This window comes from Neobacillus sp. SuZ13 (assembly GCF_030123365.1).
Classification (GTDB): Bacteria; Bacillota; Bacilli; order Bacillales; family Cytobacillaceae; genus Neobacillus.
Map to the genome: position 1 here is coordinate 1,854,703 of NZ_CP126107.1, position 14,966 is coordinate 1,869,668.

The following is a 14,966-nucleotide window of genomic DNA, read 5'->3' on the forward strand; positions in this document are numbered from 1 at the left end:
AAATTGATTTTGCTATTAGTTTAGCTCCAGCTCCTAGGCGCTGGAGCTTTTTTTTTGTCCAAGCCGGAATATGTTATTTTACAACTGAATATAGTAGCAGTGGAATGTTATAACCTGATTTGTTCATGAAACTGCTCATGCGGGATCGGGATTTTCTAAGGAGGAGCTAGAAATGGATATATTAAAAGTTTCAGCAAAATCTAATCCTAATTCTGTAGCTGGTGCGCTTGCCGGGGTTCTGCGTGAAAGAGGTGCAGCGGAAATACAGGCAATTGGGGCGGGTGCATTGAATCAAGCCGTTAAGGCAGTAGCGATTGCTCGAGGATTTGTAGCACCTAGCGGAGTTGATTTAATTTGTATCCCTGCGTTTACCGATATTTTAATTGACGGGGAAGAACGCACAGCTATCAAACTAATTGTAGAACCGCGTTGAAAGAGATAGACTTTTGACAAGAAAAAACAAATATTAATTAATACTACCTGCTTGTATAATCAAGCAGGTATTTTTTAGCTTCAAGTCAAAAATCATACAATGAATGAAATAAACATTATTCTAAGATAGACTATGATGAATTCTAGAATATAAATATTAGATATTCGTATGAAGAATAAATATAAGGAAAATTGCCATATAATGAGGAGGATTTATGTTTCTAGAGCAGTCGACATTATCGAATCGAAGTATGTTTCAAATAATAAAAAAATATTCATATTTTAGACAATATTTCGCTTTAAAGGGTTGCAATTTTTAGTGCATAGGTCTAGAATTGTAAGCGTTTAGTACATATCTTAAGTTACATTTTTTAGTCTTTTTGTAATCATAGGCTAATTTCTAGTGAAATACTCGGAATAGTGCTAAACTAATAAATGAATCAATTTATTCTACTTAATTTTTACATATCCAAAGGGGTGTAAGTCATGATCAATCAACTTTCATGGAAAGTTGGAGGACAACAAGGGGAAGGTATTGAAAGTACTGGGGAAATCTTTGCAATTGCACTGAATCGCCTGGGATATTACTTGTATGGTTATCGTCACTTTTCTTCACGTATTAAGGGCGGTCATACAAACAACAAAATCAGAGTAAGTACGACAGAAGTGCGTTCAATTTCTGATGACCTAGATATCCTAGTAGCATTTGACCAAGAAACGATTGATTTAAACTACAAAGAACTACACAGTAATGGTGTAATCCTTGCTGATGCAAAATTTTCACCAAAGAAACCTGATGATACGCAAGCATCATTGTATGCGGTACCATTTACTGAAATTGCTACTGAACTTGGAACTTCTTTAATGAAGAATATGGTAGCAATCGGTGCAACCTCTGCCGTATTAGACTTAGATATTAATGTATTTGAAGTAGTAGTTCGTGAGATTTTTGGCAAAAAAGGCGACCAAGTAGTTGCAAAGAATATGGATGCAATCAAAGCTGGCTTTGAAAAAATGAAGGAAAATCTTGCTTCAGGTATCCAAACCATGGAACTTGAAAAGGCTGACGGCAAAAAACGGATGTTTATGATTGGTAACGATGCTATTGCACTTGGAGCTATTGCCGGCGGATGCCGTTTTATGGCAGCATACCCAATTACACCTGCATCTGAAATTATGGAATATTTGATTAAAAAGTTACCTGCACTAGGTGGTACAGTAATTCAAACAGAAGACGAAATTGCTGCTTGTACAATGGCAATTGGGGCTAACTACGCCGGTGTACGTACGATTACTGCTTCTGCCGGACCTGGATTATCATTAAAGATGGAAGCAATTGGACTTTCAGGTATTACTGAAACTCCGTTAGTAATTGTTGACACGCAACGTGGCGGTCCTTCAACAGGATTACCAACTAAACAAGAACAATCAGACCTTATGGCAATGATCTATGGAACACATGGTGAGATTCCGAAAATTGTCATGGCTCCTAGTACAGTTGAAGAAGCGTTCTATGATACTGCTGAGGCATTCAATTTAGCTGAAGAGTATCAATGTCCTGTCATTATTTTATCTGATCTTCAATTATCTTTGGGTAAACAAACCGTTGAACCATTAAGCTATGACAAGGTTGAAATCAGACGTGGGAAATTGGTAACAGATGAAATACCTGCTAATGAAAATAATGCGTACTTCAAACGTTATGAAGTAACAGAGGATGGAGTTTCTCCACGTGTAATCCCTGGTATGAAGAATGGTATTCACCATGTAACAGGTGTTGAGCACGATGAGACTGGTAAACCATCTGAATCTGCTGCAAACCGGAATGCACAAATGGATAAGCGTTTCCGCAAAATCGAAAATATTCGCTTTGATACTCCTGTATATAAAAATGTTAAGCACGAGGATGCGGATGTTTTATTTGTAGGATTTAACTCAACACGGGGTGTTATTGAAGAAGCAATGACACGTTTAGAGAATGATGGCATTAAAGTCAATCATGCGCACATCCGTCTAATTCATCCGTTCCCTACGGACGAAGTTCTTCCACTTGTTCGTTCTGCTAAGAAAGTTGTAGTTGTGGAAAACAATGCAACTGGCCAATTAGCGAATATTATGAAAATGAATGTAGGACATGCTGAAAAAATTACAAAGCATCTTAAATATGACGGAAATCCATTCCTACCACACGAAGTATATACAAAATGTAAGGAGTTGTTCTAAATCATGGCCACTTTTAAAGACTTTCGAAACAATGTAAAACCGAACTGGTGCCCTGGCTGTGGCGACTTCTCCGTACAAGCGGCAATGCAACGTGCGGCAGCGAATGTTGGCTTAGAGCCAGAAAACCTTGCTGTAATTTCTGGAATCGGCTGTTCTGGTCGGATTTCAGGTTACATTAATTCTTATGGATTCCATGGAATTCATGGCCGTTCACTTCCAATAGCACAAGGTGTGAAAATGGCTAATCGTGACCTAACTGTTATCGCCTCTGGTGGTGACGGGGATGGATACGCAATTGGAATGGGGCATACCATTCATGCCATTCGCCGTAATGTCGATATTACTTATATCGTAATGGATAACCAAATTTATGGTTTAACAAAAGGTCAAACTTCTCCTCGTTCAGCAACGGGTTTTAAAACAAAATCAACGCCAATGGGGTCAATTGAGCAATCAATTTCACCGATGGAAATGGCTTTGACTGTTGGAGCAACCTTTGTAGCGCAAAGTTTCTCTACAGACCTAAAAGATTTAACAGCATTAATCGAAGCAGGAATTAAACACAAAGGATTTTCTTTAATTAATGTATTCAGTCCATGTGTCACTTATAATAAGGTAAACACATATGATTGGTTTAAAGAAAATCTAACTAAGCTTAGTGATGTCGAAGGTTATGACCCTTCAAATCGCGAAGAGGCCATGCAGACATTAATGAAACATAATGGTCTTGTTACAGGACTTATTTATCAAAATACAGAGCGTAAGTCTTATCAAGAATTAATCACTGGCTATTCTGAGACGCCTTTAGCCAAAGCAAATCTTGACCTAGATCAAAATTATTTTGATAAATTAGTATCTGAATTTATTTAATGTATAATAGAGAATCCCGTGGCTTTAGCCTACGGGATTTTCTATTGTTTTCAAGCCAGTAAACCTTTATACTATTATAATGTGTGGATAATGTCTGGATTTTCAAATTCATTGTTGCACAAGATTATAATCTTAAAAAATTAATAGATGAAATTGTAATATGGATAGAAAGGGGTATTTGAACAAATGAATGAAAAACAACGTTTAGAAGGTACGCAAGTCGAGTCTGTTAATTCTTCGGACAAAAAATCCGCCAAGGATTACAGCAAGTACTTTGAACAAGTAATTACTGCACCATCATTGAAAGATGCTAAGAAACGTGGGAAAGAAGATGTAAAGTACCATAATGACTTTGCGATTCCAGAAGAATTCCGTGGGATGGGCCAGGGTCGAAAGTTTTATATCCGTACCTATGGCTGTCAAATGAATGAGCATGATACGGAAGTTATGGCAGGAATATTTTTAGCATTAGGCTATGAACCCACTGACAGCACTGAAGATGCAAATGTCATTTTATTAAATACATGTGCAATTAGAGAAAATGCTGAAAATAAAGTGTTTGGTGAACTAGGTCATTTAAAGTCATTAAAATTAGAAAAGCCTGACTTACTATTAGGTGTTTGTGGATGTATGTCACAAGAAGAATCTGTTGTTAACAAAATTCTAAAAACCTACCACCAGGTTGATATGATTTTTGGTACCCATAATATTCACCGTTTACCACATATCTTGAATGAGGCATACATGTCAAAAGAGATGGTTGTTGAAGTATGGTCTAAAGAAGGGGATGTTATTGAAAACCTTCCAAAAGTCCGCCGTGGGAATATTAAAGCATGGGTTAACATCATGTACGGCTGTGATAAATTCTGTACGTACTGTATCGTTCCATTTACCCGTGGGAAAGAAAGAAGCCGCAGGCCTGAAGAAATTATTCAAGAAGTTCGTCATCTTGCTGCACAGGGTTACCAAGAAGTTACCTTGCTTGGTCAAAATGTAAATGCCTATGGAAAAGATTTAGAAGATGGTTCCTATGGTCTTGGTGAACTGATGGATGAATTACGAAAAATTGATATTCCGAGAATTCGCTTCACAACAAGCCATCCGCGTGACTTTGATGATCGTTTAATTAATGTGCTTGCTAAAGGCGGCAACTTAATGGACCATATCCATTTACCAGTCCAATCAGGTTCTACTGATGTATTAAAAATTATGGCACGTAAATATACTAGAGAACAATATTTAGAACTAGTAAGAAAAATTAAAGCGGCCATTCCTAATGTTGCGTTAACCACAGATATTATTGTTGGTTACCCGAATGAAACGGATGAGCAGTTTGAAGAAACAATGTCACTCTACCGTGAAGTCGGTTATGAATTAGCATATACCTTTATTTATTCTCCACGTGAAGGTACTCCAGCAGCAAAAATGGAGGATAACGTTCCGATGGAAGTGAAGAAAGCACGTTTACAGCGCTTAAATGCCCTTGTGAATGAGCTTTCCTTAGAAGCGATGAAAAAACATGAAGGCCAAATCGTCGATGTCCTTGTTGAAGGGGAAAGTAAGAACAATCCTGATGTCCTAGCAGGATATACGTCTAGGAATAAGCTTGTAAACTTTGTTGCCCCGAAATCAGCGATTGGAAAAATTGTAAAGGTTAAAATAACTGAAGCAAGAACATGGTCATTAAACGGAGAAATCGTAGAGAAATTCGAACCAGCAGAGGTGAAGTAAAGTGGCGAAATATACAAAAGATGATATCGTTGCACGTGCAACAGACTTAGCTCGAATGATTGCAGAAACAGAAGAGGTTGACTTCTTTAAGCGAGCAGAAGCACAGTTGAATGAAAACAAGAAAGTTCACACTTTAATTTCGGATATTAAAGGCTTACAAAAGCAAGCTGTAAATCTTCAGCACTATGGTAAACCTGAAGCCTTAAAAAAGGTTGAAGATAAAATTGCTTCGATTGAGCAAGAATTAGATGAAATTCCAGTGGTACAGGAGTTCAAACAATCACAATTAGATGTAAACGAATTGCTTCAAATTATTGCTTCAACCATTTCAAATACGGTTACCGATGAAATCATCATTTCTACGGGCGGCGATGTATTATTAGGAGAAACTGGTTCTAGCATGCAAAATGGCGGCGGATCTTGTGACGGCCACGACGATTGCGATCACGAACATTAAGAATTCAGCCAGGCTTATTAGAGCCTGGCTTTATTTTTTCCTTACATTTATTTTCCCCACTGACCAGAATCTTATTACTCTTCCTTTATAAGTACATGCATACAAGGCACACACCTATAACTCCCGCATAAAATGAACTATGACTAAACTTTTATCCAGTACTAAACAAAATAAATTTCACACTAGTCTTATATCTTGCATACGATGAAATGAAAATGAATGAGGAGGGTTCGCGCGAAATGGGAGAATATAGAGAGATAATTACCAAGGCCGTAGTAGCGAAAGGACGAAAATTCACCCAGTCCAATCATACGATTAGCCCGGCGCATAGTCCAACAAGTATACTTGGCTGTTGGATCATCAACCATAAATACAATGCGAAAAAGGTAGGCAAAACTGTAGAGATACATGGCTCTTACGACATCAATGTTTGGTATTCATTTAATGATAATACCAAAACAGAAGTTGTCACAGAACGTGTCCAGTATACAGATGTCATTAAGTTAAAGTATCGCGACCATGATTGCCTCGATGACAATGAAATTTGTGCTCGAGTGCTGCAACAGCCAAATTGTGTTGAAGCGGTCATTTCCCCGAATGGCAATCGTATCATCGTCCATGTTGAAAGAGAGTTCCTCGTAGAGGTAATTGGCGAAACCAAGGTTTGTGTTCTTGTCAGCTCAGAGGGACACAAAGACGACGATGATTGGGGCTTGGACGTTGACGACGAAGAATTCGAAGAGTTAAATCCAGATTTCTTAGTCGGTTCCGAAGAAGAATAAAAGTAACTAGGAGGTTTTTACTTCCTAGTTTTTTTCTTTTCCGGGGGAATTAATAAAGGCAAAATTAGCAAGCTAAGACAAGGAGGTGTTAGAATGGATCCTAGACAGCCAGGAAATAAAAATATGCCAGATTTTGACCAATTAAATGACCGAATAATCGCTGAAAGTTCACCCTCACCAATGTTAGTGATCAAAACAAATCTCGATCCACAAGATGCTACGGAATGTAATCCGTATTACAATGATACTGTAGTAAAAAACCCTAAAAAAGTTAAGGATTATTTTGAGGAATAAGAAAGCCAGGAGTTTAACCCTGGCTTTCTATCCATTCTGGTTTTAATAACGACAGGACGTACGTATCATGAAAATGCTCATTTTGATTAATATAGCCGCGCAGGATTCCTTCATTTGTGAAACCAATCTTCATTAGTAAATTGATTGATGCTTCATTTTCCGGGTAGACAACGGCACCAATACGATATAGATCTAATTGTTGAAAGCTAAAACGGATCACTTCATTTATTGCTTCGGAGCTTAGTCCCATTCTCCAAAAATTTGGATGGAGTTCATAGCCAATCTCTGCACGCTTATTTTTTAAATGTAAACCATTAAGACCCACTGTACCGATGAAACGCTGATTTTCTTTTAATTTAATACCCCAACGGATCCCGCGCTTATCAACAAAATTCTTATGAAACATGTCAATTAATCTTGATGCTTCAACGGGAAGAGTAAAACGATTAGTCCCATAAAACCTTGTCACTTCTTCTAAGGATAAAATATCGTATATGTAGTCAACATGCTGATGGGTTATTTCAATTAATTTAAGTCTTTTGGTTTCTAAAATGGGAAAAGTCATAGCAAATCCTTTCTATTAGCCTTTATTGCTTCCGAATTTCTATATGAATTCTAAATCTTTATACTAATTATTAGTGTATAATGGCATAAAAGAAATTTCCATTATATTTTGGTTTAGAAGGTGTACAATTTTGCAAAAAGCAGAGTATATAAATTTAATAGAAACAGAGTTATTCCCGAAAATACAATTAACGACAATCAGTCCGTTTGACCCCATTATCATAGAAAATCAGTCACCGATCTGGAGAACCATCGGAAGTGGTAATTATGCTGGGGTATTTTCGCTTGATGCAAAGCCAGAATGGGTTGTAAAAGTATATGGGCGAAATCCTGAGGAACTTAAGAAGGAAATTGAAGTATATAAAAGATTAGGAAATCATAAAAGTTATTCTACACTGTATGATTATGGGGAAAATTATTTAATCTTAAAAAAGCTTGAAGGTATTACTTTGTTTGATGCCCTTGTAAAGGGGGTTCCAATTCCCGAATCAGTTATAAAAGATATTGATTCCGGTTTAGATTATGCAAGGTCAGTTGGATTAAATCCCTATGATGTCCATGGGAAAAATGTCGTCATGTTTGAGGGTAGAGGATATATTGTTGATATATCCGATTTTTATAAGAAAGGATTTTGTAGGAAATGGAAAGATTTAAAAAAAGCTTATTATAAGATTTATTTACCATATATATATAAATATCATCCACCAATCCCTTTTTTAATGGTGGATGCAATGCGGAAAGGATATCGGATGTATCGTCGTTTGAAAAAGAAAGGCTAAAAATAATAATATTTAGCGAGGTGTAATTATGGATGACCGTCAGTTTCGAAACGCAATGGGGAAATTTGCAACTGGAGTAACAGTAGTGGCAACAGAAGTAGCGGGAAATGTACATGGAATGACTGCGAATGCCTTTATGTCTGTTTCGCTTAATCCAAAACTTGTTGTCATTTCGATTGCTGAAAAAGCACAAATGCTTGAAAAAATAAAACAAAGCAAAAAGTTCTCGGTCAATATCCTTGCTGCCAAACAGCAAGAATTATCAATGATTTTTGCGGGGCAGTTAAAAAATCAACAAGAAGTACCGTTTGAGCGTATTGAAGGAATCCCAGTTTTACCTGGTGCAGTGGCACAAATTACATGTGAAGTATCGGCCGAGCATGTGGAAGGAGATCATACCCTTTTTATTGGCCGGGTAACTAGCATTAACCTGGAGGATTCGGACCCGCTAATTTATTTTGGTGGAAAATATAGATCGCTTGCAGATGAGTAGATTATGAATCAAACAGTTTGCGAAAACTGTTGTCGCAATCAATACAGATTCAGAAGCGCCTATTTTTAAACGTGCCAATCTCGGTGTGATTGCGACTACAAGACAGTAATTCCAGCACTTACGGAAAAATTAAAAAAGGTACTAGTATAATAGATTAAATTGTCGATTGAAGGAATTTAGTAAGTCCTCCTAGAAGGGCTTATTTTTTTATTTTCTGAATATTTGATACAATAGAGATACAAAAATTTCTTAGTAAAATTGATGATAATAAAGGAGCTTAAACTATGATACTACAACTCGAAAATGTCTCTTTAAGACGAGAAGGAAATTGGATTTTGCAAGATGTAAATTGGCAGATTAATAGAGGAGAAAACTGGGTATTATTTGGTTTAAATGGCTCGGGTAAAACTGCAATCTTAAATTTATTAAATGCCTATTATTTTCCGACAAAAGGGAATGTAACTGTACTGGGGATGGAATTTGGGAAAACGTATTTAAGTGAGAGGCTGCGCAAACAAATTGGATTTGTTTCATCTTCACTTCAGGAAAAATTTCATCCAGGAGATAATGCATTTGAGGTTGTCTTAAGCGGTGCTTTTGCTTCGATTGGTCTCTATGAAACACCCACAGATGAAATGAGAAAAAAGGCTGTTGGACTCTTAGAGACACTTGGTTGTATTAGATATGCAAACAGAAATTACGAAAAATTATCACAAGGGGAAAAGCAGCGTGTTTTAATTGCTCGTGCACTGATGGCAGACCCCTCTTTGCTCATTTTGGATGAACCGACAAATGGACTAGATTTTATCGCACGTGAACAACTATTAGAATCAATTGAAAAAATTGCAAAAAATCAAGATGGCCCGACCATGATTTATGTCACCCATCATGTCGAAGAAATCCTGCCAGTTTTCAATAAAACCCTTTTACTAAAAGAGGGTCAAGTTTTTGCAGATGGAGAGACAAGTGAATTGATATCAAGTGAAAAGTTAACGGAGTTTTTCAATCTTCCTGTACAGGTTGAGTGGAAGATAAACCGTCCATTGCTTACTAGACTTCAGGTTGATGAGAAAGATAGAATTAGAGCATATTAATGATCGAAAAAGGCGCATGAATGCATCATGTGCCTACTCTAGTTATTTTGGTTAATGTGTAAAACTTCACAGATTTAGAGAAGATCGTAGTATATAGTATAAGGGAACTATATTACTAAAATTTATCTGACTGAGAGGTTGGGCAAGATGAAAAAATCTTTTGTTTTCATATTGAGTCTGATGTTTATATTAATTACAGGCTGTGGGTCAGCAAGTAACTTAACAATAAAACTTTCTACACCAAAAACATTTATACCTGGAAAAATATATGCGATGCAGTTTTCAGTGATTGACAAACAGGGAAATCCGGTGAAGGGTGCTAAAGTAAGTGCTGACTTAAATATGAAAAATATGGATCACGGAACAACCCCTTTAACTATAGAAGAAATAGGGGATGGCAAATATTTAGGAACCGCTAATTTAGCGATGAACGGTGATTGGGTTGCTTCAATAAAAGTAGAACACGATGGCAAAATTGTTGAGGACGAAAAGCAATTTACTGTTGAGGCAAAAACATTAGAGAATGCCCATAAAGTGACAAAAGAGGTTACTTTACCTGATTTTAAGTTTATTGACCAAAATGGAAATTCAGTAACGAAACAAGATTTTTTAGGAAAAACCGTTATACTAACCTTTACGTATGTTAATTGTATCGACCCAAACGCATGTCCAATATTATTGGGGAATTTCAGCAACTTGCAGCAGGATCTGAAATCAAAAGGAAGTAAAATAGATAATCTTTTACTTGTTTCCGTTTCACTTGATCCTGAAAATGATACACCAGAAGTCATGAAAGAACATGCAAAGAAAATGAAATTTGATCTATCCTATTTGAAAATGCTTACAGGGGATAAGAATCAGATTCAAAGCTTGGCAGATACCCTTGGTGAGCATTTCGAAAAAACCGAGAGAGAAGTTTTGCATGATAATAAAACGTTTATATTTAATAAGGACGGAAGGTTAACTCATGAATTTACTGGAAGCATGATTGATCGAAATGAATTGTATCAGGTAATTAAACTAGGAAAATAAATGAAAGACCACTATTACAAATGATAGTGGTCTTTCTATTTAAAAAAATAATTGCTTAATAGAGAATTTTTTTGTAAAATATTCCATATTATGTGAACCTGAGAAGGGCATAGAGTAGAGAATACGGAGGAGAAAAATATGAGAAAAAACTTGAAATTAATCCTGGCATTTTTACTTGTTTTTACATTATTTCAACCAATGAGTGAAGCTTCTGCTGCAACGAAAAAAATAACTGTGTCCTCAAGTAGTGCAAAAGTTTATTCAGGGCCAGGAACGAAATATAGGGTCTTAGGTAAAGTGTATAAGGGGAAAACCTTAACTGTTTATTCGATTACAAAAAATAACTATTATAAAATTTTATATAAAAGTAAAAAAGCATATATTTCGAAAAAATACGTTAAAATAGCAACAGCCAAGAGTTATAAAAAATATAGCGGTAGATGGTTTACCTCTGCAACAAGTAAACCAGGTGTTGGTTTGGATTTAAAGTTTACGAGTAACAATAAAGCAAAAATTAATCTATATGGAATCTGGTGGTCCATGCCGGATGGTTCCAATGCAAGGGAATCAGATACAGACAAATATACGATTACCTTTGATAAAAATGGAGTTGGAAAAGTTAAATTTATAGAAGGATATGCTTTAAACAAAGGGATCGCAACTGTTAAATTAAGCGGAAACAATGTTTATTTAACAGTTGTTTATCCAAGTTCTTATCCTGAAAATGAATTCATGGGGTCTTATATCTACGAGGGTAAACATAAATTAGTAAAAAGAAAATTCTAATCAAAGATTTTAAAGGGGTTGACGTACACTGCTTAGGTGTTCGTCAACCCCTTTTTAAATTCGAGATAGTCAGTGGATTTTTAAAAACCAAATAAAAAACAAAATTTTAGGTTTTATATTCAAAAATAAACAAAAGTAATATATAATAATAACGGAAGTTAATAAACATATATACATACAAACGGAGGAATCTTGGATGGTTAAAAATCTTTGGGATACTGAAAAAGCTTCACAGGTTTCAAAAGGGGTAGAAGAATTAGTGTATCGCTCCAATTTAATTGGAACAGATCGTGCCGTATGTAACTGGGGTGGCGGCAATACTTCAATGAAAACAATTGAAAAGGATTTCCGTGGACGCGATATCGAGGTAATGTGGGTAAAAGGCAGCGGTTCTGATTTAGCGACTATGAAAGCACAAAACTTTACTGGATTAAATTTAGAAGATATTCGTCCATTATTTGAACGCGATGAAATGACAGATGAAGATATGGTTGCTTATCTTTCACATTGTATGATTGACAGCAAACATCCAAGAGCTTCGATTGAAACATTATTACATGCGTTCTTGCCATTTAAACATGTAGATCATACACATCCAGATGCGATTATTAGCCTTTGCTGTGCTGATAACGGAAAACAGCTTGCCGAAGAGATTTTTGGAAATCGTTTTGTCTGGGTCCCGTATGTACGTCCTGGCTTTACACTTTCAAAAATGATCGCAGAAGGAGTTAAAAATAACCCCAATGCTGAGCTTGTTTTAATGGAAAAACACGGACTTGTTACGTGGGGAGAAACATCTGAACAGTCTTACGCAAAAACAATTGAAATCATCAATGAAGCAGAACAATATATTAATGAAAGAATCGATGAAGCGTCGGTATTTGGCGGACAAAAATATCAATCTCTTTCTGAGGAAGAAGCAACCAGTATTTTAGCAAAAGTAATGCCAATCATCCGCGGTGCAGTAAGTGAAGAAAAGAAAATGCTGCTAACCTATGATCGTGGAGAAGATGTTTTGCAATTTGTTAACAGCCAAAATGCACCTGAGCTTTCACAAATCGGTGCGGCATGTCCAGACCATTTAGTTCACACAAAAATGCTTCCACTTTATATTAACTGGAATCCACAATCAAAAGACGTGGATGTCCTAATTGCTAGTATTAAAGAGGGCGTTGCCAGTTTCAAAGCAGCTTACCAAGAATATTTTGATCGTAACAAAAATCAAGGCGATAAAATGTTTGAACCAGCTCCACGTGTCATCCTCATTCCTGGGGTTGGTATGGTGAACTCTGGTAAAGACATTAATAATTCTAGAGTGAGCGGTGCCTTATACCATCGTGCGATTGCTGTTATGAAAGGTTCTACCACATTAGGAAACTTTGTATCTTTAAGCGAGAATGAATCCTATAACGTGGAATATTGGCCATTAGAGCTATATAAATTAACTCTTGCTCCACAAGAGGCAGAATTTTCTAGAAAAGTAGCTTTTATCACTGGTGGAGCTGGCGGAATTGGCAGTGCAACAGCTCGTCGCCTTGTTTCAGAAGGTGCTCATGTGGTGCTAGCTGATCTAAATTTAGAAGGTGCAGAAAAAGTTGCTGCTGAAATTAACGAAAAATTCGGAGCTAATCGTGCTCTTGCTGTTAAGATGGATGTTACGAGTGAAGAGCAAGTTCATACTGCTTTTAATCAAACCGCACTAACATATGGCGGTGTAGACATTATTGTAAACAATGCAGGTCTTGCAACATCAAGTCCATTCGAAGAAACAACTCTCAAAGAGTGGAATCTAAATATGAATGTATTAGGTACAGGTTACTTCTTAGTTGCCCGCGAAGCATTTAAGCAAATGAAAGAACAAGCGATTGGCGGTAACATGGTGTTTATTGGATCGAAAAACTCTGTGTACGCTGGTAAGAATGCTGCAGCCTACAGCTCTGTGAAAGCACTAGAAACACACCTAGCAAGATGCATTGCGGCTGAAGGAGGCGAATATGGAATTCGTGTAAACTCTGTTCTTCCGGATGCGGTTCTTCAAGGTTCAGCAATTTGGGGTTCAAGATGGCGTGAGGAACGTGCTGCAGCATATGGGATCGAACCGGATCAATTAGAAGAGCATTACCGTAAACGCACGACCTTACTCGTAAATATTTATCCATCAGATATTGCAGAATCAATTGCATTCTTTGCTTCATCAAAATCAGACAGAACAACTGGATGTATGTTAACGGTGGATGGCGGAGTGCCTGCTGCATTTACTAGATAAGATTTTTACGTCAAAGCTTTCTGGAGTGATATGATTATGCAGAAATTAAGCATGGAACAATTGCTCGAAACACTAAATAAAGCAATTGAATTAAATTTAAGACAAGACTTTATTGATTTACTAGTAAACGAGTTAGATAGAAAACGATTCTTGATTAATTAACAAAAAAGTTGACTCCTATATAAATGGGGTCAACTTTTTTCATCTATACGAAGATCGAACTTGCACCTTTTGTATTAAATTCCTTTGGAGGCCACATCGAGAGGTCAAAAGGGTAATCAGAACCTGGAACGACTCTGTCTTCTCCGACTGTTTTAATAAGAAAATCAATACTATCAGGGCTCCATAAAACGGTATCATACCAGAATCGATTTAAGTATTCAGATGGTTTTGCTTTCAGTTTGGAAGAGACTAGCCCCCATTGTTCATAACCTTTATCAAGTCTGCCAATTTGATAGGGCAGGAAACCTCCGCCATGTGCAAATAGTATTTTTACATTCGGATATAGATCAATCATTCCGCTTAAAAGAATATCTGTTGCACAAACAGTTGTTTCCCAAGGTACCCCAATTAAATTAGGCATCATTCTTCGCTTTAAGCGAGGGTCTTCACATAGTAAGGGGTGAATAAAAACAATCGCATGTAATCGATTGGCTTCTTCGAAGAAAGGGATAAAAATGTCATCAGATAACATATGGTCAGATAAACCCGGACCAATGATGACTCCTTTTAATCCCAGATTCATCGCCTGATTTAATACTTGAGCCGCTTTATCAGGATTGATGAGAGGGACAGTACCTAAGGCAGATAGTTTCTGAGGTGTTTTATTGGTCCAATCGGCTAATGTATGATTGTATATTGCGGCCATTTCAGTGGTTATTTCTTCAGGGAAATCATACAGAAACAGTTGGGGGATTGGTGAGATAAGTGAATGAGAAACACCCGCTTTTTCTTGTTCGGTCAAATAATATTCACCATCAATAAAACCCTTTTTTAGCTCAAACCCCCATTTTTCATTAATCGTTAAGAAAGGCTCTTTGGTGTCATCTTTTTGGCTCCATTTCGCATTAATGATCTTTTGATGTTCTTGCAGCCAAACGATTACTTCAGGTGGAATAAAATGAGTATGAAAATCAAGCATTAACTTTCACTCCTATACGATT

At 36.7% G+C, this 14,966-nt stretch carries 16 protein-coding genes; 14 read left to right on the forward strand and 2 right to left on the reverse strand.

The genetic code is table 11. The annotated features are described in order from the left end of the window. Window positions 1-172: 172 nt before the first annotated feature. The 7 genes from spoVS to QNH17_RS09035 all read left to right on the forward strand — a co-directional run bounded on the left by spoVS (window position 173) and on the right by QNH17_RS09035 (window position 6,789). The gene (gene spoVS, locus QNH17_RS09005) at window positions 173-433 is read left to right on the forward strand and encodes a stage V sporulation protein SpoVS (RefSeq protein WP_026566505.1); all 261 of its coding nucleotides are present in this window, start codon (window positions 173-175) and stop codon (window positions 431-433) included. A gap of 485 nt (window positions 434-918) precedes the next feature. Continuing rightward, complete coding sequence (locus QNH17_RS09010; protein ID WP_283878349.1) at window positions 919-2,655, forward strand: 2-oxoacid:acceptor oxidoreductase subunit alpha; 1,737 nt, start codon at window positions 919-921, stop codon at window positions 2,653-2,655. A gap of 3 nt (window positions 2,656-2,658) precedes the next feature. Then, window positions 2,659-3,525, forward strand: a complete 867-nt coding sequence (locus tag QNH17_RS09015) for a 2-oxoacid:ferredoxin oxidoreductase subunit beta (RefSeq protein ID WP_283878350.1) — start codon at window positions 2,659-2,661, stop codon at window positions 3,523-3,525. A gap of 186 nt (window positions 3,526-3,711) precedes the next feature. Then, window positions 3,712-5,256 carry a tRNA (N6-isopentenyl adenosine(37)-C2)-methylthiotransferase MiaB gene (miaB, locus tag QNH17_RS09020; RefSeq protein WP_283878351.1) on the forward strand — a complete coding sequence of 515 codons (1,545 nt, stop codon included), beginning with the start codon at window positions 3,712-3,714 and terminating at the stop codon, window positions 5,254-5,256. A gap of 1 nt (window position 5,257) precedes the next feature. Next, window positions 5,258-5,713, forward strand: a complete 456-nt coding sequence (locus QNH17_RS09025; protein WP_283878352.1) for a YlbF/YmcA family competence regulator — start codon at window positions 5,258-5,260, stop codon at window positions 5,711-5,713. Between the two features lie 239 nt (window positions 5,714-5,952). Next, window positions 5,953-6,495 carry an outer spore coat protein CotE gene (locus QNH17_RS09030; protein WP_283878353.1) on the forward strand — a complete coding sequence of 181 codons (543 nt, stop codon included), beginning with the start codon at window positions 5,953-5,955 and terminating at the stop codon, window positions 6,493-6,495. A 93-nt stretch (window positions 6,496-6,588) separates the two neighbouring features. Then, complete coding sequence (locus QNH17_RS09035; RefSeq protein ID WP_283878354.1) at window positions 6,589-6,789, forward strand: hypothetical protein; 201 nt, start codon at window positions 6,589-6,591, stop codon at window positions 6,787-6,789. A 13-nt stretch (window positions 6,790-6,802) separates the two neighbouring features. Here QNH17_RS09035 and QNH17_RS09040 read toward each other — a convergent pair whose 3' ends face one another. Further along, a complete protein-coding gene (locus QNH17_RS09040; protein WP_283878355.1) occupies window positions 6,803-7,354 on the reverse strand; it encodes a GNAT family N-acetyltransferase in 552 nt (183 codons plus the stop codon). 130 nt (window positions 7,355-7,484) lie between these two features. Here QNH17_RS09040 and QNH17_RS09045 point away from each other — a divergent pair, with 130 nt between their 5' ends. The 7 genes from QNH17_RS09045 to sda all read left to right on the forward strand — a co-directional run bounded on the left by QNH17_RS09045 (window position 7,485) and on the right by sda (window position 13,965). After that, the gene (locus QNH17_RS09045; RefSeq protein ID WP_283878356.1) at window positions 7,485-8,132 is read left to right on the forward strand and encodes a protein kinase family protein; all 648 of its coding nucleotides are present in this window, start codon (window positions 7,485-7,487) and stop codon (window positions 8,130-8,132) included. A 28-nt stretch (window positions 8,133-8,160) separates the two neighbouring features. Beyond that, window positions 8,161-8,625, forward strand: a complete 465-nt coding sequence (locus QNH17_RS09050) for a flavin reductase family protein (RefSeq protein ID WP_283878357.1) — start codon at window positions 8,161-8,163, stop codon at window positions 8,623-8,625. 284 nt (window positions 8,626-8,909) lie between these two features. Beyond that, entirely contained in the window at window positions 8,910-9,719 is an 810-nt protein-coding gene (locus QNH17_RS09055) for an ABC transporter ATP-binding protein (protein WP_283878358.1), read from the forward strand. A 147-nt stretch (window positions 9,720-9,866) separates the two neighbouring features. Continuing rightward, window positions 9,867-10,751 (forward strand): SCO family protein, encoded by an 885-nt coding sequence (locus QNH17_RS09060; protein WP_283878359.1) that lies wholly within the window; start codon window positions 9,867-9,869, stop codon window positions 10,749-10,751. Window positions 10,752-10,889: 138 nt separating this feature from the next. Continuing rightward, window positions 10,890-11,537 (forward strand): SH3 domain-containing protein, encoded by a 648-nt coding sequence (locus QNH17_RS09065; RefSeq protein ID WP_283878360.1) that lies wholly within the window; start codon window positions 10,890-10,892, stop codon window positions 11,535-11,537. 196 nt (window positions 11,538-11,733) lie between these two features. Further along, window positions 11,734-13,803 carry a bifunctional aldolase/short-chain dehydrogenase gene (locus QNH17_RS09070; protein WP_283878361.1) on the forward strand — a complete coding sequence of 690 codons (2,070 nt, stop codon included), beginning with the start codon at window positions 11,734-11,736 and terminating at the stop codon, window positions 13,801-13,803. Window positions 13,804-13,839: 36 nt separating this feature from the next. Then, window positions 13,840-13,965, forward strand: a complete 126-nt coding sequence (sda, locus tag QNH17_RS09075; RefSeq protein ID WP_283878362.1) for a sporulation histidine kinase inhibitor Sda — start codon at window positions 13,840-13,842, stop codon at window positions 13,963-13,965. Between the two features lie 43 nt (window positions 13,966-14,008). On the opposite strand, the gene QNH17_RS09080 is transcribed toward sda, so the two are convergent. Further along, a complete protein-coding gene (locus QNH17_RS09080) occupies window positions 14,009-14,944 on the reverse strand; it encodes an amidohydrolase family protein (protein ID WP_283878363.1) in 936 nt (311 codons plus the stop codon). Between the last annotated feature and the right edge of the window lie 22 nt (window positions 14,945-14,966).